This is a genomic window from Lysinibacillus sp. UBA5994 (genome assembly GCF_002429725.1).
Lineage (GTDB): Bacteria > Bacillota > Bacilli > Bacillales_A > Planococcaceae > Lysinibacillus > Lysinibacillus capsici.
This window is the reverse complement of sequence record NZ_DJAU01000037.1, coordinates 1-17,389: the sequence shown is the minus strand read 5'-3', so window position 1 is coordinate 17,389 and position 17,389 is coordinate 1. Positions and strand designations below refer to the sequence as shown.

Below are 17,389 nucleotides of genomic sequence, written 5' to 3'. Positions count from 1 at the left end.
CTCTTTTGAGCCATGTAATCAATTTAATCAAACTTTTTACTGCAATAAGCTTCTCTTTTCATTATATATAACAATAAAAGAGTGTCAACAATACATAGCTTTTCAGTCGTCTTTTTTATCTTCCTTATCTGGAATGATGAAAATAATCTCACCTTTTTCCGATAAGTAGTACTCTTTTCTTAATAGCTTTGCGATATATTCATCATCCTGCAATTGTTTGATTTTAAGATTTAATGTATCTTGTTCTTCTTTCAATTCAGTGAGATGCCGATTCGCTTCTTCTTTGGATTTCTCTTTTGCTGCTAATGTTTCATTCTGATGTGACAGCACATTTAAGAGAAGAGCAATAATAATGACTGGTACAATCGCAAAAAAGACAATACGACGCATCTTACGTTTTCGAGCCTGTTGTTTGCGATTTATAGCTCTATCCGTGTTACGGACATAGTCATTATCAAGCTTAGTGAAGTTTTGGGATTCATCATTTGATGAATGACGTCTAGTCATGTCCGCACCTCCGATAATTATTGTTGCTTTTTATTATACTTCAAATATCGTAATTTTTTAAAAAAAGTGTAGGACAAATACGAATAAATTTTGACAAAAGGTCTTATAACAAACATAACAATATTTATTAATAATTGCAAAATTTGTCGAATAACCGTAATTATGAAACGCACAATGAACCAAAAGGGTCTCCATGTTATATTCACCAAAATTCTAGCAACGAAACGTAAAAAGGTTTGAAAAAATGATTGATACAAAAAAATTCCGGCTATTTGCGCTAGCGGGTCGTAAGCCCGCCAAGCGCCATCTTTTAGCCAAAATAATAAATAGTATGTCAACCCTCCAAGTAGAATCCAAGTTATTAACTCAACAACCATCATCCACTTTCGAAGGCTTGACCTTTTTGGAGTTGAAAAAACAATAAGCCTTATACTATCAATTATGAAACCAACTGCTATACCGCTCAAAACCATGACAATTAATTGATAAAATTGTTCACTGACAATCATCCAAATAACTTATGAAGGAAACCTTTCGAGAAGCCACTTTCCTCCTCGTCGTACTGTAAGGTTTTTACAGTTCCTTCAAGTGTCAATAATCCTTTGTCAACATCTAAATGAACGATATGCAGTTCCTCTCCACGGATTAACAAGTGCCCTTGGGACGTCTTAATGAAAAACTCTTCCTGATCAAAGCGTTCAATTGATTTTACAGAAGTCATGTCCATTCTTTTACGATTACGAATCGTTAAAATATGCTCTCCAGATGGAATTGTGTAACGATTACTTTCTTGATGTAGCGTCATTTTTTTCCTCCTTTAGTCGTCCTAGCTTCTGTTCACTTTATGCGGACAACCTTCAAAGCATGACAACTTTATTTAAGTTGTATCATACTTTCACCTACAAAAAGAAAGGCGGGACAACAATAGGAGGGCTAGAAAATAAATTTAGCTTTAATCCTCATCATCAATAAATTCAGGCTCAATCTTTTCAAGTCGTTCTTCTTTCAAAATGGTAAACATTTTTGCTGCATCTTCTTTTTTCACAGTATCACGTATTTCTTCTACACGTGCCGTTACTATTTTTTGACCAAAACGGATAGCAAGCTCATCACCAGCTTTCACTGTACTACTTGCTTTTACAATCTTTTCATTGATTGTAATACGTCCTTGATCGGCCACTTCTTTGGCTAAAGTACGGCGTTTTATTAAACGGGATACTTTTAAAAACTTATCTAATCTCATAATCTTACTCCTTTTCTAGTTGCTTTGCTTCATTCCAAAATGCATCTAATTGTTCTAATGTAAAATCGGAAAATGGTTTTCCACTTGCTTTTACCTGTTGCTCAACATAGCCGAAACGTCTTGCAAATTTCTCATTTGCATGTAGCATGGCTTCTTCTGGTGATAATTTATAGAAACGTGCTAAGTTTACTAATGTGAACAATACATCGCCAAATTCATCAAGACGGGACGCATTAGAGCCTTTCGTCACCTCATGGCGAAATTCCTGCCATTCCTCGGTAAATTTATCCCATGCTCCCTCCACATCTGGCCAATCAAAGCCCACTTTTGCAGCTCTTTTTTGATAATTGTAGGCTGTCTGTAATGCCGAAGATGCTCTATATTCTTCGTCTAATAAAGGTTTGTCGCTAGTTTCTTTTTCCTCAGCTTTAATAGCCTCCCAATTAGCCACGACATCATCTGCATCTTCTACTGCAACATCCCCAAAAACGTGCGGATGGCGGCGAATCATTTTTTTACTAATCGAAGCTAACACATCTTCAAGTGTAAAATAACCTTGATCTTCTCCAATTTGTGCATTCAAAAATACTTGTAACAACACATCACCAAGTTCCTCAATCATAGCAAAATCATCCTCAGCATCGACCGCAGCCAAGTATTCATGTGCTTCCTCAAGTAAATATTTTTTCAACGACTCATGTGTTTGCTTTTGATCCCAAGGACAGCCATTTGGACCTCTCAGCGTTGCAATGATTTGACGGAATGTTGTCCAATCTCTTAATGACTCCTCCTGTGATTTTACAGGTGGTACATAGACTGTTGTTAAATTATTTACTTCTACACTTTGATCGAGTTCATAGAGTGGCACTGTGACAATCTGTTCCTGTGAAGATCCAGCCGCTGTCACAACTGTCACAGGATACTCATCATCATATTTCTCCATCAACGTTAGCTTCACTTCTGATGCACTGAATGTATCGTATACTTGAGCGATCAAGATATGCTGACGCATGTTAATGTCATGCATTGAAAAACTAGTACCATCAAGTAATTGAAAGCCTTCAATTGGATCTATTTTTAACACACCAAAAATGGGATCTAAAAAACTCTGACCACCCTCAATGACTAGCTCAATTTTCCCTTCATTTGCGGCTGCAATAAGTAATTGCACTGTTTGCTCTGCAACTAGTGGATGCCCTGGCACAGCATACATAACATCCTCAACAGCGGTAGCTTCTATAAGAGAATCAGCTATTTCTGCATACACAGGTTGAAATGTATCGTGTTTTTCATAAACGTCGTCAAAACTTTCAAATCCCACACCCTCTGCTGCTAATTCCTCTAAAACCGGATGATCCACTGTTCGTACATATAATTTTTTAGCAGCCTTTAATTTTTTATAAACACCCATTTGCAGCTGATTAAAGTCACCTGCACCTAAACCAATAATTGTTAATGTATTCAATATTACACCTACTTCCTTGAATTTAGCCAAAGTTGGTAAACAGCCATTCTACGTCCAAACGGCAGTAAATACCACTCTTTTTCTATTAATACTCTTTTCTTTGCAATAATTGTTAGCATAACAAACGCCCCAATAGATACTGCTGTCAAACCCGCCACCATGGCTATCATACGTGAAGACATCAAATGGTTTAACAAGGACGATACTAGCTGTAACCATATAAGAACGACGATTGTCATACTGAAGGAGGCTATACCTACTTTTTTATAAAATGCGCCTGAAGCTAATTGAATGCCAGTCAATGTTTTTAAATAAATAATTAGCAAGGTTGCTGTTAATAATAATCCTATATCATTTGCGATGGCAGCTCCTAGTACACCTAATCCACCAATTAAACGTACATTTAATATAATTTTTATTAGAAAACCGATTATGAGAAATAAAGCTGGTTTTTTTAATTTTCCATAGCCTTGTAAGATCGCTGTAAATGTAAGGATAATCGACAAAGGGACAATTTGAAATACATAGACAATCAATACTTCCGATAAGGAATTGGTTTTAAAAAGCATTTCATTTAAATAAGGCATAACTAGCATTAAGCCTAGTGCAGCAGACCAGCCGAACAGGACGGATGCTTTGTATGTTAATTGTATGAATGGTACTGCACTACGTCCCGCTTGTTTTTTCGACAAATGGGCGACAAGTGGCACAATGGCCAACGACAATGAGGATGCAATGACAACACCTAGTTGAACTAACGGTTGTCCTCGATCATAAATACCCTTCGTTTCCTTTGCAATTGTAGGAGTCATGCCATTATCAATTAATGAAGAATAGATTGTAAATGAATCGACCAATTGATAGCCAAGTAGTAGTAGACCACTCATACTGACACTCAAGCTGAGCCAAGTGACCTCTTTAATGATAGGTAAACTTGGATTACGTTGTAGATGTTGTTTAACTTGCAGTAGACCAAATCGTTTATATGAGATATAAGCAAGTAATAGCAAGGCTGTAATTTCTCCAATTACTGTACCGATAACAGCCATTTTTCCTGCACCATAAAGAGATTTAGTCGTTGTCATAATAAGAAAGGTACCTGCTAATATGACAGTTACTCTCACTGCTTGTTCAAGTACTTGGGCATAAGCAATAGGCTCCATAATTGCTCTAGATTGAAAGCTACCTTTTAAAATAGCCAGCGCCGGCATAACCAATACTACTAAGGAGCCTGTACGAATAAGTGGTGCTAATTGAATATCTCCCATTAAATGGGCAATCTTTTCAGCACCTCCAAATAAAATGGCAAAAAACAGTAGTGATAATACCGTTAAATACCTGAAAACTACCTGTGTTATAGTGCGACGTCTTTCATCACGTTCTATTGTATCAACAATACAATCATTGTCTGCAAGCATTTTAGAAATGGCTATAGCAAAGCCACTAGATGTCCAAACAACGAAGATTGAAATAACTGGATATACCTGTTGATAGATATAAAAGCCTTCATCACCTACTAGATTTTGAAAAGGCACACGGTAAATGGCACTAAGAACTTTTACAATAAGGGCTGCTATCGTCAATAAGGCGGCACCCTTCATGTAGCTTTTCATACCAAAACGTTGCGACATAAATTGCCCTCTTTCCTTCTTAGCAATGCCAATAGTATAGCATATCTCAAAAGTTTGACGTGCAAGGTGGCACTACTGTTCCTATAATGATTCATCCTTATGTACGCAAAAAAGTTATTGTTCAGCCTTAAAGGTCATCGCAATAACTTTTCCATGCATTAACTATTCATTTGTTTTGCTAAGAAGTTTGCAGCTGTTTCCACTACTTTGACTTCTACCTCACCAACAAAGTGTACTTTAGACAAGACGATAATACAGCCTATTGGGTCACCATTCACCATAATAGGTGTCGCACAATATGATTTTACTTGCTCATATTGTCCAGGGACAATTTCAATCGTTGTCTCCATTTTTTCTATTTTTGTGGAGCGTTCGTCCATAAAGCTTTCCGCAAAGGACGTAATGCGACGATTTATATATTCCTTTTTCCCTATCCCTGCAACAGCGATTACTTCATCACGGTCAGTGACAAATGCTGGTGTGCCCATCGTTTCATAAAGTGTTTCAACATATTCTCTTGCAAATTCCCCCAAATCATTGATGGGAGAATATTTCTTTAAAATGACTTCGCCTTCACGGTCCGTATAAATTTCAAGCGGGTCGCCTTCACGAATACGTAGCGTCCTACGAATTTCTTTTGGAATAACTACACGCCCTAAATCATCAATACGACGAACAATTCCTGTTGCCTTCATTCTAATGCCTCGCTTTCGCTACAATGAAATTTTAATTCAATGATAGTATGGTTTTTATTTGAGCAATCTATGCAAAAACTGAAGAAAAAGGATTTCACAACCATCAATCAATTTTTTTCAAAAAACTGTATTACATCAATCAACTCTTTATTAGACTACCCAAGGAATAAGTTTCTATAATTAATTCATAAAAAATATTGGAAAAAATCAATTATTCCTGTGAGCAAATATGTTAGAGATGATGATTACTGAAGCAACATGAAAAAGGCTAATCTTATCTTTTNNAAAAGATAAGATTAGCCTTTTAACTACTATGGCTGCTTTTTTGCTTTATCAATAATTTGCATTAGCTCTTCCAACATATCAAAGGGTTGATATTTCCCACTCTTGCGTTCATCTATTGTTAATTTTAACTGCATGCCATCCATACCAAAACCAACAGCACGCTCGAATTTCATCGATTCTTCAATAATCTTACTGCCATCGACACTTGCCGTCCCTTGTTCTGACAATAGTATTGTAATAAGTTTTTGCTTCTCCTTTACAGATACTACTCCCGCACCTAAGCCCCAAACTTTCATTCGTGCTATTCGAAGTAAACGCTCTGTTTCAATTGGAAGATCGCCAAATCGATCCTCTAATTCCTCCATGATTTCGTCATACTCCTCCACCTGATCCATGGCTTTAATTCGTTTATACATTTGGATCTTTTGATAACCATCTGGAATGTAAGCGTCTGGAATATAAGCATCAATACTCAGCAAAATTTCTATATCTGGCTTTTCTTCTTTCTTCACGCCTGTTTGACGTTCCGCAATGGCATCCTGAAGCATTTGTGAATATAAATCGAAGCCGACTGAATCAATAAAGCCATGTTGCTGCGCTCCAAGTAAGTTTCCTGCACCTCGAATAGATAAATCTCGCATCGCAATTTTAAAGCCTGAGCCAAGCTCTGTAAATTCTTTAATTGCTTGTAAACGTTGCTCTGCTACATCTGTCAGAACTTTGTCGCGTTGGTACATAAAATACGCATAGGCTACTCTGTTAGAACGTCCAACGCGACCGCGTAATTGGTAGAGCTGGGCTAAGCCCATACGATCAGCATCATGGACAATTAACGTATTTACATTCGGTATATCGACACCTGTCTCGATAATTGTTGTCGTGACAAGCACATCATAATCACCCTCTAAAAAGGCTAAAATCACTGATTCTAGCTCTGACTCAGTCATTTTTCCATGAGCAAAGCCTATACGTGCTTCAGGGACGAGTACTTGAATCTCCTCAACCCTTCGAGCCATATCCTCAACCCGATTATATAAATAAAATACTTGTCCGCCACGTGCCATTTCCCTCTCAATAGCTTCTCGTACTAATGCCCCGCTGTGCTCCATAACATATGTTTGAACTGGGAAGCGATTAGCAGGAGGCGTTTCAATAACAGATAAATCTCGGACCCCTACCATGGACATATGAAGTGTCCTTGGGATAGGTGTAGCTGTTAAAGTTAAGACATCGACATTTGTCTTTAACTGCTTAATTTTTTCCTTATGCGTCACACCAAAGCGTTGCTCTTCATCCACAATTAGCAGACCAAGGTCTTGGAAAATTAAATCTTTAGATAAAATACGGTGTGTTCCAATAACTATATCGACTCGGCCTTCTTTTAAGCCTTTTAATGTGGCTGTTTGCTCTTTCTTCGAACGGAAGCGAGATAACAATCCAACATTAATGGCGAAATCCTGAAAGCGCTCACGAATTGTCTCATAATGTTGCTGAGCCAAGATAGTAGTAGGGACAAGGAATGCCACTTGCTTTCCATCTTGAATAGCCTTAAATGCGGCACGAATGGCTACCTCTGTCTTACCATAGCCTACATCGCCACAGACTAAACGATCCATAGGGCGTTCACGTTCCATATCTCGTTTTACTTCAACAATTGAACGTAGCTGATCCTCTGTTTCCTCATAAGGGAACATCGCTTCAAAATTACGTTGGTCGTCGTTATCAGGTGTAAAAGCATGCCCTTTCTCTGCTTCACGCTTTGCATACAGCTTTATTAAATCATCTGCAATATCCTGTACAGCAGAGGATACCTTCGCTTTCGCCTTTTTCCACTCTGCTCCACCTAATTTATGTAGCTTTGGTTCACGATCCTCTGACGCCACATATTTTTGGATTAAGTCTATTTGCTCTACAGGGACATATAATTTATCGTCTGCACGATATCGTATGTGCAGGTAATCCTTATGTGTACCATTAACCTCTAATGTCTCTACACCGATGTATTTACCAATCCCATGATGAACATGCACAACATAATCACCTGGCTTAATTTCCGTATAACTTTTAATACGTTCAGCATTAGTCATTTTTTGTGTACGTGCTTTTTTCTTTGCCTGCTGTTTAAAGAGCTCGTCTTCTGTTACAATTGCTAAACGCTGTAGAGGCAATTCAAAGCCACTCGACAAACCACCATCTACAATATAAATACCAGGTTCTGTCGGCTCACCTATCGCCGTATGAATATCGTACTCTTCAAGCATTTGCTGAACCTTTTTTACTCGTTCTTTATCCCTTGCTATGATTAGAACTGTAAATTTGCCAAGTAACCAGCGTTCAACCTCACTTTGAAGCAAGGACATTTGTCCATGAAATTGCTGCATTGGTTTGCAAGAAAAGTTAGTTGTTTTAGTAAACGTAATCCCTGCAAATGTTCGCGAAAATAATGAAAATGAAAGCTTTTGTTGTGACAACATCGCCAATATTTCTTTTAATGAGAAGGCGGGTTTGACATCATGAACCATTTTTCCCTCTTCGATTAAAGATAAAAACCATTCATCTTCTTCACGTTCCCATGCATCCATTACCTCTTGAATACGTCCAAGCTCGTCAAAAAGTACAATACCATCATGTTCAAAGTAATCTCCCAAAAAGGCTGTTTTATCGTATAATAATGAGCCATATTTGTTTACATAATCAGGTAAATTTCCTTGCTGTAGCAATTCAATATCATATTGAATATGCTGATACAGAAGTTCCTGTGTCTCCTGCTTTTTTACCTTCTTTAGACTGGCTGCTAATGCCACTTCTAAACGGCCTGCTAATGCCTGTCTTTCTGATTTAGTAAGAATGACCTCTGAAGCAGGAAGAATACGAATTTTTTGTAATTTATCAATAGAACGTTGGTCATCTGCTGAAAATGTTCGTATGGAATCAACCTCTGTGTCAAATAATTCAATACGAATAGGTGATTCCAAATAAGGTGGATAAATATCTAAAATCCCCCCACGCAACGCGAACTCTCCAGGTGATGTCACCATTGAATTCCGTACATAGCCCATCTCTACTAATGTTTGTAACCACATCTCAATTTCAATATCTTCGCCTACGGCTGTTTGTAAAAAATAATGTAGCCAGTGTTCCTTAGGCTGCATTATTTTACGTAAACCAGCCACAGGTATTACATATATGGCTTTCTCACCTCTAGCTAAGCAATCAAGCGTCGCAATTCGCTCCGCGCGAAGTTCTGGTGAAGCTACAGAAAGATCGGCTGCAATAAATTCATCTGCTGGGTAATAATGAACATGTTCTTCACCTAACAATCCAGCAAGCTCATCAACCATTTTTTGTGCCTGCAATAGATTAGGAGAGATAATATAGATTGGCTTCTTTACATATTCAAATAACACATCGACCATTACGGGGCGTGCGCTTCCTGTTAAACCTGTAATAAGCTGTGATGCAGTTTGACCGCTCTGAATTTCCTTTAAAAATGATGTAATATGTTTATCTTGCGACACAAGCTGTCGTAAAACCTCCACAGTCAAAAGCTCCTTTCAGCATAAATTCTATATTTTTATTTCTATTATTCTAGTGTTATTTTACATATCTCTATTAATGGCTGTTTTATGAAATGGAAAAAGCCTTGAACACACATAAGTGTGTCAAAGCATCCTTCCAATTATTGAATCCATTTATTGAGTGCGTGATAATCTGGATATTGTCTCAGCGAATCCTCACATTGCTCACAAATGCAGTGCACAGTCGTTTGACCATGTTGATCTTTCTCAACATAATCATCCGCTTCTCCCAATTCGAAAATATGCAACTTTCGAATTGTATCATCTGCATCAAATGGTAGTGTCCCTATTTCTACTTCACAATGCCGACATCGATAGCGAACTGACATCTCCAAATCATCCTCCTTTAAGCAACTTTCTACTTAAAGTATAGACATTTATAAAAAGGATTATGCACTTTTCACTGTCATCCTCATTGCAATAACTTAAAAATTAGAGAATTAATTTTTACCTGTAGCTAAGACTATTCACTACAAGTATTAGCTGTAATAATAGTGTAAGGCAGCTCATTACTCACCTTACACCATGCCAATTATCCAAAAACTTTAACATAAATTTTATTACTTCCATCTATTTGCTTGCGTTAAAGTGATTCATCACATCAAGAAACGGCTTTGAAAGAGATGCTTCAACAGCGTTTACAGAATTTACAATGGCGTCTTGCATAAGAACTTGGTCTTCCTTCGAAAATTTAGCTAACACATAGTCTGCTACCTTCATGCCCGCTGGTGGACGATTAATGCCCACTCGAATACGATTAAATTCCTGAGTGCCTAAATGTTGAATTAATGATTTAATGCCGTTATGACCACCTGCACTCCCTTTTTGTCGCAGACGTAATTTACCTGTCTCTAAATCCAAGTCATCATAAATGACAATTAAATCTTCTACCTCTATGTCAAAATAGTCCATTAGGGGACCAACACATTCCCCTGATAAATTCATATATGTTAATGGTTTAACAAGTAGAACCTTTCCTTCTGGTCGATGTACAGTTGTGTACATCCCGTTAAATTTTGAATTTGTTAAAGGTGTTCCCCATTTTTCTGCTAACGCATCAATCACATCAAAGCCGATATTATGTCTTGTATGCTCATAAGGTTTACCTGGGTTTCCTAAACCAACGATAATTTTCATAAGTACCTCTCTTCTTTCAAATCTAATAGTCATTATTTTACCATATAGCACGCCTAGAAAGCATTTTGTACAATTGTTAAAAGGCATAAAAAATAAGGCTAACAAGAAAGCTATAGCCTTCTTATTAGCCTTAAGCGTATTTACTTTTATACTGACTCTTGCCCTTCTTCATTTTCTGTAGTCTCTTCCTCTACAGAAACAGGCGCCACAATGGTTACTAACATATAATCATCTTCACTAATAATTTCAACAGATGTAGCATCGCGAATATCTGCTACTGTTAGGGATTCCCCAATTTTCAACGATGAAATGTCCACATCAATTGATTCGGGTAACTCTGTTGGCTTTACTTTAACTTTTAATTCTAAGTTAGGCTGCATTAAAATACCGCCCTCACTCACACCAACTGACTGTCCAAGTAATTTAATCGGGACATCAGCTTCTAGCTCTTCCGCCATATTAATGGCTAAAAAGTCAATATGATTTACTTCATCTTTCAATGAACATTGCTGAATCTCTGACACAACAGCATTCACCTTTTTCCCCTCTAACTCTAGCGAAAACACACTATTTTGCCCATTTTTTTGAATGGACTTTTTAAAATCTTTTGCAGCAATAGAAATTGGGGTTGAATCTACTTTGTAGCCGTAAATAACTGCAGGAATGGCTCCCCCTTTTCTAAGTTGGGTTAATGTTGAACGATGCCCAGTTTCGCGCTTTGTAACACTTAATACTGTACTCATACTTCTTTATTCCCCTTCCAAGAAAATTATTTACGCCTCAACAATAATTCGTTGTAGGCTATGATAATACTTAGCTCTATTTGTTTAAGGTAGAGTAAATATTATTAAGACACATTATTATTATACCCCTTTGTGAGAAGGCTCACACATAAAACACTCATCTATTTCTTCGTCTTGATGAAATAGTGTCCAATTTATATAGAAAAGACCAATCTTCTCAAAGAGTAGATTGGTCTTATACTTACAATATTTATTAATCAAATAGAGTACTTACAGATTTATTTTCATAAACGCGAGAGATAGCATCCGCCATTAATTTAGCTACAGAAAGCTCTGTAATTTTTGGAGATTTTTTCTCGTCTGAAAGCTGAATTGTATTTGTCACCACTAATTCTTTAATAGCAGAGTTTTCAATACGTTCAATTGCTGGACCAGATAATACAGGGTGTGAACAGCAAGCGTAAACTTCTTTTGCACCAGCAGCACGTAACGCATCTGCCCCAATTGTAATTGTACCTGCTGTATCAATAATATCATCAATCAAGATTGCCACTTTACCATCAACATTACCAACAATGTTCATCACTTCCGCAACGTTTGGTTTCGGACGACGTTTGTCAATAATTGCAATCGGTGCTTTTAATCGTTCAGCCATTTTACGAGCACGTGTTACCCCACCATGATCTGGTGAAACAATAACGATCTCATCTCCTGGAATACCTTTAGATTTGAAGTAATCAGATAGTAATGGTACTGCCATTAAGTGGTCGATTAGGATATCGAAGAACCCTTGGATTTGAGGTGCGTGTAAATCTAATACGATAACACGTGTTGCACCAGCAGTTTCAAGTAGGTTTGCCACTAATTTAGCTGTAATTGGCTCGCGCGCTTTTGCTTTACGATCTTGGCGTGCATAACCATAATAAGGCATTACAACGTTTACTGTACGAGCAGATGCACGTTTAACTGCATCTACCATAATTAAAAGCTCCATTAAATGTTCGTTTACAGGTGCAGAAGTAGACTGCACGATAAACACATCACAACCTCGAATACTTTCTTCAATGCTAATTTGAATCTCTCCATCACTGAAGTGCTTAACAGAAGATTTACCTAATTCTACGCCCATTTCCTGCGCAATTTCTTGAGCTAATGGATTATTAGAGTTAAGTGAAAATATTTTTAATTGTGAGTTTGCATAATGATACGGCATGATGGCCTCCTGTTTAGTTGATAATTATTTTGAATTTAATTTGCTTACATAATTCGGTTTGTTTTCTTGTCTTGCACGAGCTATGGCAAGTGCATCTTCAGGAACTTCTTTTGTAATTGTAGAACCTGCTGCAATAAATGAACCTTTTCCAACTTTCACTGGCGCTACTAAGTTAGTATTACATCCTACAAATACATCATCTTCAATAATTGTTTTGAACTTGTTTTTTCCATCATAGTTTACTGTAATGGAACCACAACCAATATTGACGTTACTACCGATCTCAGCATCGCCAATATAACTTAAATGTGAAACTTTCGAGCCATTATCTAGCTTGCTTTTCTTCACTTCTACAAAGTTACCAATTTTGACATGACTACCGATGTCTGAAAGTGGTCGAATATGAGCAAATGGCCCAATAGCAGTATCCTCTGCAATAGCGCTTTCACGGACAACTGAAGAATGTATAGTTGTACGATCACCAACGCGGCTATCTATGATTTGAGTGTTTGGCCCGATAATGCAATCTTCACCGATCACAGTAGCACCTTCAATCATTGAGCCAGGTTGAATCACCGTATCACGCCCAATAACTGCATCTGCACTAATATGCGTTGTTTCAGGATGGATAATTGTTACACCATTCCGCATATGTTTCTCGTTGATTCTTGTACGCATTAATGTCTCGGCTTGTGATAAAGCCACGCGATCGTTAACACCTAGTGTTTCTTCAAAATCATCAGTGACATATGCTTCAACAATATCACCTTGCTTTTGTAAAATTTCAATGACATCTGGTAAATAGTATTCACCTTGAGCATTATCATTTTTCACAAGCTTCAATGTTTCAAATAATAATTTGTTATCAAAGCAATATGTGCCTGTGTTTATTTCTTTTACTAATTGCTGCTCTGCTGAAGCATCCTTTTGTTCAACAATTTGCTCCACCTGTCCGTTACTGCCACGTAATATACGGCCATAGCCAGTTGGATTTTCAGCAATTGCAGTTAAAATAGTTGCTTTAGCATTCTTTGCTTGATGATGTTCGAATAGAGCTTGCATCGTTTCAGGACGAATTAGTGGTGTATCTCCACATACAACTAATGTTGTACCTTCTTCATTACCTAAAATGGCCTCTGCTTGTTGCACAGCGTGCGCTGTACCTAGTTGTTCAGCCTGCAGCACATACTCACTTTTATCACCAAGCTGTTGTTGCACTTTTTCAGCACCATGTCCGACAACCGTTACAATGCGATTCACATCTAACGTCTGAATATGATCCACCACATGTTGTACCATTGGTTTCCCACATACTGGATGGAGCACTTTATATAATTTGGACTTCATACGTGTACCTTGACCTGCAGCCAAAATGACAGCAAAAATATTGCTCATCTGTAAGTCCTCCAATACGCTCATTTTCTCTTATGACTATATAGCAAAATTCATCTATTTTCAAGGCATGTAGAGTTGACAAAAACATGAATTCCTAAATCCAATGCACCTTATGCTCGAATGTCATGAAGTATATCCTGAAATTGCTCATATTATCTTTTTATCAAAATAAAAAGAACCCTTCCAACTAGAAGAGTTCTTCCTATCTTTTTTACCGTAAGTTTGTAACATATCCTTAAAAAGTAAGTTATTTACTATTTATTACACACCGATTCCCTCTAATTCTTCTTCTTTACCAGCTTCCTCTATTTCACTAGAGTTATGATACTCGTTTAAAATAATCTCCTGAATTTTATTTCGAGTATCAGAATTAATTGGATGAGCAATATCTCTAAATTCCCCATCTGGTGTTCGTTTACTAGGCATAGCTACAAATAAACCAGTATTTCCATCAATGACACGAATATCGTGAACAACAAACTCATTATCAAGTGTAATGGAAGCAATCGCACGCATGCGACCATCCGTCTGTACCCGACGTAATCTCACATCAGTAACTTCCATTTTCTCACCACCTCTCTTCTTGGATGCCTAAATGAAAATATTATATTCTCAATTACCGAATATTTTCCTTTTCATAGTCTATCAAATTTTCTAAAAAATTTGAATACTTATTAGAATAATATTTTTTCTTATATACGTAATTTTTGACAATTGTTTGTCGGCGTAAAAAAACCCACTAAAAAGAATAAAGATTCTCTTTAGTGAGCTTAATAAGTTTTATTTATTTTACGATTGCGATTACTTCGATTTCTACTTTTACATCTTTCGGAAGACGGGCTACCTCTACAGCTGAACGAGCTGGTTTATGATCACCGAAATGATTTGCATAAACTTCATTCATCGCTACAAAGTCATTCATATCTTTCATAAAGACCGTTGTTTTTACAACATTATCTAAAGAAGTTCCAGCTTCCGCTAAAACAGCTTTTAAATTAGCAAATACTTGATTTGTTTGTACAGTTATATCGCCTTCCACTAAATCACCTGTAGCTGTTAATGGAATTTGACCAGAGCTATAAAACATTCCGTTAACAATAATACCTTGTGAATATGGTCCGATTGCTGCTGGTGCATTTGTTGTTGCTACTACTTTCATTTGTCATGTCCCCTTTTAGAAAAATAGTTACCTTCACTTAATGCAATTGTTCGATCTTTTTCATTAACTTCATGAAGCTTTACAAGTGAATAATAATCATCTACTAATGTTTCGTCCGCATGCTCAGCCTCCACAAGCACTGCAATGCCTGCTAGCTGACAGTCAAACTCCTCTAAGAGATTTTTCATGCCATTCATAGTACCGCCGACCTTCATAAAGTCGTCAGTAATTAATACACGTTGTCCACTCTTCATGCTTCTTTTTGATAATACCATTGTCTGAATTCTTCTAGAAGAACCAGATACATAGTTAATGCTTACTGTAGAACCTTCTGTTACTTTACTATCTCTTCTCACAACAACCACTGGTACATTTAAATGTCTTGCAATGGCATGAGCGATGGATATCCCTTTAGTTGCTACTGTCATTATGACATCGATTTGTTGATCTGCAAAGGCCGAAGCAAAGACCTTTCCTACACGATTAATTAAATCTGGGTTTCCAAGCAAGTCCGTCATAAATAAGTAACCACCTGGTAACAATCGATCTGAATGTTCTAGCTCTGCTTTTAAATCTTGAATCACTAAACGTACTTCAGCCTCGGACATTTTCGGAATATACTTTACTCCTCCTGCAGCACCCGGCACTGTCATCAATAACCCGATTCCTTTTTCTTCGAATGTTTCTTTTACAATCGTTAAATCTTCACTAATGGATGACTTAGCAGATTGATATAGTTCTGAAAAATAAGTTAGCGGGATCAGCTGATGTGGATGTTCTAGTAAGTAGTACGTCATATCAACTAGTCGTTCACTACGCTTCCATTTCATGCGACCCTCTCCTATACACGAATATTTATAGGTAAAATTAACACAAATTTGCGTTTCTAAGCAAGCGTATTTCGCTCACCCAAAATTCGTACTGCATAAACTTCCTCACAAAAACCACGTAAACCATTATAAATGCGACTTACACGAGCTTCACTATCCACTAGCCCAAATACAGTTGGACCGCTTCCACTCATTAGCGTGGCATCTGCCCCAAAGCGCTTCATTTGTTCCTTTAACATCACAACTTCTGGGTGTAGCTTAAATGTTACAGTTTCCAAAACATTTCCTAATGAAGAACATAATAGCTCATAATCTTTTGTCTCTATAGCTTGTATCATCTGCTGTGTATTGGGGTGTTGCAGTCCTTCAACCTTAAGACCCCCATAAACTTCTGCTGTCGACACACCAATTTTAGGCTTAGCTAGTACAACCCAACAATTAGGTGGAGCTGGTAATTCCTTTATTTTTTCGCCTCGTCCTGTAGCGAGTGCCGTGCCTCCGTAAACACAAAACGAAACATCCGAACCAATTTTAGCACCAAGTTCCGCTAATTCATCTATTGATAAACCTAAATCCCACAGTTCATTTAGCCCTTTTAATGTTGCAGCTGCATCACTACTACCTCCTGCGAGTCCTGCTGCTATAGGGATTTCCTTTTCAATCGTAATGGATACACCTTGTCTAATGCCATATGTATCTTTAATGAGACGCGCTGCCTGATAAGCAAAATTACGATGGTCATTTGGTACAAAATTATCTGTTGAAATTATTTGAATAACACCATCTTCTCGAGATTCAAGACTGATACGATCAGCTAAATCGACTGTTGTCATAACCATCTCCACTTCGTGAAAATTATCCGGTCTTTTATAAAGTACATCTAATGTTAAATTGATTTTTGCAGGCGCCTTTACATAAAGCATCTTTCTTCCTCCTTATAGCTACACGTATAAACAGTTCTTTTTTTCGCGCAAGATTATTCATTTTATTTTACCATATTGAGAATACGAAAATGGAAAAAAAGAACCGTTTACCCTATTCGGAGTAACGGCTCTCTCTCGTCAGTTGTATTTGTTGTGTCAGTAAGGATTTTCATCCCTGCTGAATGAAACTTTATAAGATGACTATTTTAGCAAAAACAGTCTACTTACGCTCTTGCTCACTACTTGCCCGTTCTGCCATTTCTATGGCACGTTTGACCATATTACCAGCATCACGAGCTTTTATGCCGCCCCAGCCTTCCTTTTGCACAACATCATAAAATCCAAGTTCTTTTGCGATCTCTTCTTTTAAACGAGGTGACATGATACCTTTTCTAGGCATATAAACTCCTCCTTTAACAACTGACGAATTTAGTATGCCCGTGAAAACGCAAAACACTCATGTATTTTTAATATACATGAGTGTTTCTAAAATATAGAAATAAGTACTAGAAACTATTTTGCGACAGCAGCCTTTGCTTCGTCTAAAAATGTAATCTCTACTGCTTCAGTTAAAATATCTGTGTA

The 17,389-nt window shown here is 37.3% G+C and carries 18 protein-coding genes; all 18 read right to left on the bottom strand.

The window, feature by feature from the left end:
- Positions 1 to 102: 102 nt before the first annotated feature.
- The 18 genes from B3D98_RS12520 to B3D98_RS12435 all read right to left on the bottom strand — a co-directional run bounded on the left by B3D98_RS12520 (position 103) and on the right by B3D98_RS12435 (position 17,204).
- Positions 103 to 507, bottom strand: a complete 405-nt coding sequence (locus B3D98_RS12520; protein ID WP_048395333.1) for an FtsB family cell division protein — start codon at positions 505 to 507, stop codon at positions 103 to 105.
- Positions 508 to 524: 17 nt separating this feature from the next.
- Complete coding sequence (gene yabQ, locus B3D98_RS12515; RefSeq protein WP_048395335.1) at positions 525 to 1,016, bottom strand: spore cortex biosynthesis protein YabQ; 492 nt, start codon at positions 1,014 to 1,016, stop codon at positions 525 to 527.
- Positions 1,013 to 1,312 carry a sporulation protein YabP gene (yabP, locus tag B3D98_RS12510; protein ID WP_004229167.1) on the bottom strand — a complete coding sequence of 100 codons (300 nt, stop codon included), beginning with the start codon at positions 1,310 to 1,312 and terminating at the stop codon, positions 1,013 to 1,015. Before yabP ends, yabQ begins: the two co-directional genes overlap by 4 nt.
- A 147-nt stretch (positions 1,313 to 1,459) precedes the next feature.
- Positions 1,460 to 1,750 (bottom strand): RNA-binding S4 domain-containing protein, encoded by a 291-nt coding sequence (locus B3D98_RS12505; RefSeq protein ID WP_288583294.1) that lies wholly within the window; start codon positions 1,748 to 1,750, stop codon positions 1,460 to 1,462.
- A gap of 4 nt (positions 1,751 to 1,754) precedes the next feature.
- Positions 1,755 to 3,215, bottom strand: coding sequence for a nucleoside triphosphate pyrophosphohydrolase (mazG, locus tag B3D98_RS12500; protein WP_115674071.1), 1,461 nt, complete (start codon positions 3,213 to 3,215; stop codon positions 1,755 to 1,757).
- Positions 3,216 to 3,223: 8 nt separating this feature from the next.
- A complete protein-coding gene (locus B3D98_RS12495; RefSeq protein ID WP_066038163.1) occupies positions 3,224 to 4,846 on the bottom strand; it encodes a putative polysaccharide biosynthesis protein in 1,623 nt (540 codons plus the stop codon).
- Positions 4,847 to 5,004: 158 nt separating this feature from the next.
- Positions 5,005 to 5,541, bottom strand: a complete 537-nt coding sequence (gene spoVT, locus B3D98_RS12490) for a stage V sporulation protein T (RefSeq protein WP_004229174.1) — start codon at positions 5,539 to 5,541, stop codon at positions 5,005 to 5,007.
- Between the two features lie 311 nt (positions 5,542 to 5,852).
- The gene (gene mfd, locus B3D98_RS12485) at positions 5,853 to 9,365 is read right to left on the bottom strand and encodes a transcription-repair coupling factor (protein WP_288583289.1); all 3,513 of its coding nucleotides are present in this window, start codon (positions 9,363 to 9,365) and stop codon (positions 5,853 to 5,855) included.
- 140 nt (positions 9,366 to 9,505) lie between these two features.
- A complete protein-coding gene (locus B3D98_RS12480; RefSeq protein WP_016993788.1) occupies positions 9,506 to 9,733 on the bottom strand; it encodes an anti-sigma-F factor Fin in 228 nt (75 codons plus the stop codon).
- Between the two features lie 241 nt (positions 9,734 to 9,974).
- The gene (pth, locus tag B3D98_RS12475; RefSeq protein WP_016993791.1) at positions 9,975 to 10,541 is read right to left on the bottom strand and encodes an aminoacyl-tRNA hydrolase; all 567 of its coding nucleotides are present in this window, start codon (positions 10,539 to 10,541) and stop codon (positions 9,975 to 9,977) included.
- 146 nt (positions 10,542 to 10,687) lie between these two features.
- Positions 10,688 to 11,284, bottom strand: coding sequence for a 50S ribosomal protein L25/general stress protein Ctc (locus B3D98_RS12470; RefSeq protein WP_054548595.1), 597 nt, complete (start codon positions 11,282 to 11,284; stop codon positions 10,688 to 10,690).
- A 253-nt stretch (positions 11,285 to 11,537) separates the two neighbouring features.
- Positions 11,538 to 12,497, bottom strand: a complete 960-nt coding sequence (locus tag B3D98_RS12465; protein WP_004229183.1) for a ribose-phosphate diphosphokinase — start codon at positions 12,495 to 12,497, stop codon at positions 11,538 to 11,540.
- Positions 12,498 to 12,521: 24 nt separating this feature from the next.
- A complete protein-coding gene (gene glmU, locus B3D98_RS12460; protein WP_103117249.1) occupies positions 12,522 to 13,892 on the bottom strand; it encodes a bifunctional UDP-N-acetylglucosamine diphosphorylase/glucosamine-1-phosphate N-acetyltransferase GlmU in 1,371 nt (456 codons plus the stop codon).
- Positions 13,893 to 14,153: 261 nt separating this feature from the next.
- Positions 14,154 to 14,456, bottom strand: coding sequence for a septation regulator SpoVG (spoVG, locus tag B3D98_RS12455; RefSeq protein WP_048395448.1), 303 nt, complete (start codon positions 14,454 to 14,456; stop codon positions 14,154 to 14,156).
- A gap of 220 nt (positions 14,457 to 14,676) precedes the next feature.
- Complete coding sequence (locus tag B3D98_RS12450) at positions 14,677 to 15,051, bottom strand: RidA family protein (RefSeq protein ID WP_004229189.1); 375 nt, start codon at positions 15,049 to 15,051, stop codon at positions 14,677 to 14,679.
- Positions 15,048 to 15,881 (bottom strand): pur operon repressor, encoded by an 834-nt coding sequence (purR, locus tag B3D98_RS12445; RefSeq protein WP_004229190.1) that lies wholly within the window; start codon positions 15,879 to 15,881, stop codon positions 15,048 to 15,050. Before purR ends, B3D98_RS12450 begins: the two co-directional genes overlap by 4 nt.
- Positions 15,882 to 15,937: 56 nt before the next feature.
- The gene (gene ispE / locus B3D98_RS12440) at positions 15,938 to 16,804 is read right to left on the bottom strand and encodes a 4-(cytidine 5'-diphospho)-2-C-methyl-D-erythritol kinase (protein WP_048395447.1); all 867 of its coding nucleotides are present in this window, start codon (positions 16,802 to 16,804) and stop codon (positions 15,938 to 15,940) included.
- Between the two features lie 220 nt (positions 16,805 to 17,024).
- Positions 17,025 to 17,204, bottom strand: a complete 180-nt coding sequence (locus B3D98_RS12435) for a small, acid-soluble spore protein, alpha/beta type (RefSeq protein ID WP_004229193.1) — start codon at positions 17,202 to 17,204, stop codon at positions 17,025 to 17,027.
- Positions 17,205 to 17,389 lie beyond the last annotated feature (185 nt).

What these genes read in the sequence shown, in the direction of transcription:
- B3D98_RS12520 (WP_048395333.1), bottom strand. Translation starts at nt 507, where the DNA reads ATGACTAGACGTCATTCATCAAATGATGAATCCCAAAACTTCACTAAG.
- yabQ (WP_048395335.1), bottom strand. Translation starts at nt 1,016, where the DNA reads ATGATTGTCAGTGAACAATTTTATCAATTAATTGTCATGGTTTTGAGC.
- yabP (WP_004229167.1), bottom strand. Translation starts at nt 1,312, where the DNA reads ATGACGCTACATCAAGAAAGTAATCGTTACACAATTCCATCTGGAGAG.
- B3D98_RS12505 (WP_288583294.1), bottom strand. Translation starts at nt 1,750, where the DNA reads ATGAGATTAGATAAGTTTTTAAAAGTATCCCGTTTAATAAAACGCCGT.
- B3D98_RS12495 (WP_066038163.1), bottom strand. Translation starts at nt 4,846, where the DNA reads ATGTCGCAACGTTTTGGTATGAAAAGCTACATGAAGGGTGCCGCCTTA.
- spoVT (WP_004229174.1), bottom strand. Translation starts at nt 5,541, where the DNA reads ATGAAGGCAACAGGAATTGTTCGTCGTATTGATGATTTAGGGCGTGTA.
- B3D98_RS12480 (WP_016993788.1), bottom strand. Translation starts at nt 9,733, where the DNA reads ATGTCAGTTCGCTATCGATGTCGGCATTGTGAAGTAGAAATAGGGACA.
- pth (WP_016993791.1), bottom strand. Translation starts at nt 10,541, where the DNA reads ATGAAAATTATCGTTGGTTTAGGAAACCCAGGTAAACCTTATGAGCAT.
- B3D98_RS12470 (WP_054548595.1), bottom strand. Translation starts at nt 11,284, where the DNA reads ATGAGTACAGTATTAAGTGTTACAAAGCGCGAAACTGGGCATCGTTCA.
- B3D98_RS12465 (WP_004229183.1), bottom strand. Translation starts at nt 12,497, where the DNA reads ATGCCGTATCATTATGCAAACTCACAATTAAAAATATTTTCACTTAAC.
- glmU (WP_103117249.1), bottom strand. Translation starts at nt 13,892, where the DNA reads ATGAGCAATATTTTTGCTGTCATTTTGGCTGCAGGTCAAGGTACACGT.
- spoVG (WP_048395448.1), bottom strand. Translation starts at nt 14,456, where the DNA reads ATGGAAGTTACTGATGTGAGATTACGTCGGGTACAGACGGATGGTCGC.
- B3D98_RS12450 (WP_004229189.1), bottom strand. Translation starts at nt 15,051, where the DNA reads ATGAAAGTAGTAGCAACAACAAATGCACCAGCAGCAATCGGACCATAT.
- purR (WP_004229190.1), bottom strand. Translation starts at nt 15,881, where the DNA reads ATGAAATGGAAGCGTAGTGAACGACTAGTTGATATGACGTACTACTTA.
- ispE (WP_048395447.1), bottom strand. Translation starts at nt 16,804, where the DNA reads ATGCTTTATGTAAAGGCGCCTGCAAAAATCAATTTAACATTAGATGTA.
- B3D98_RS12435 (WP_004229193.1), bottom strand. Translation starts at nt 17,204, where the DNA reads ATGCCTAGAAAAGGTATCATGTCACCTCGTTTAAAAGAAGAGATCGCA.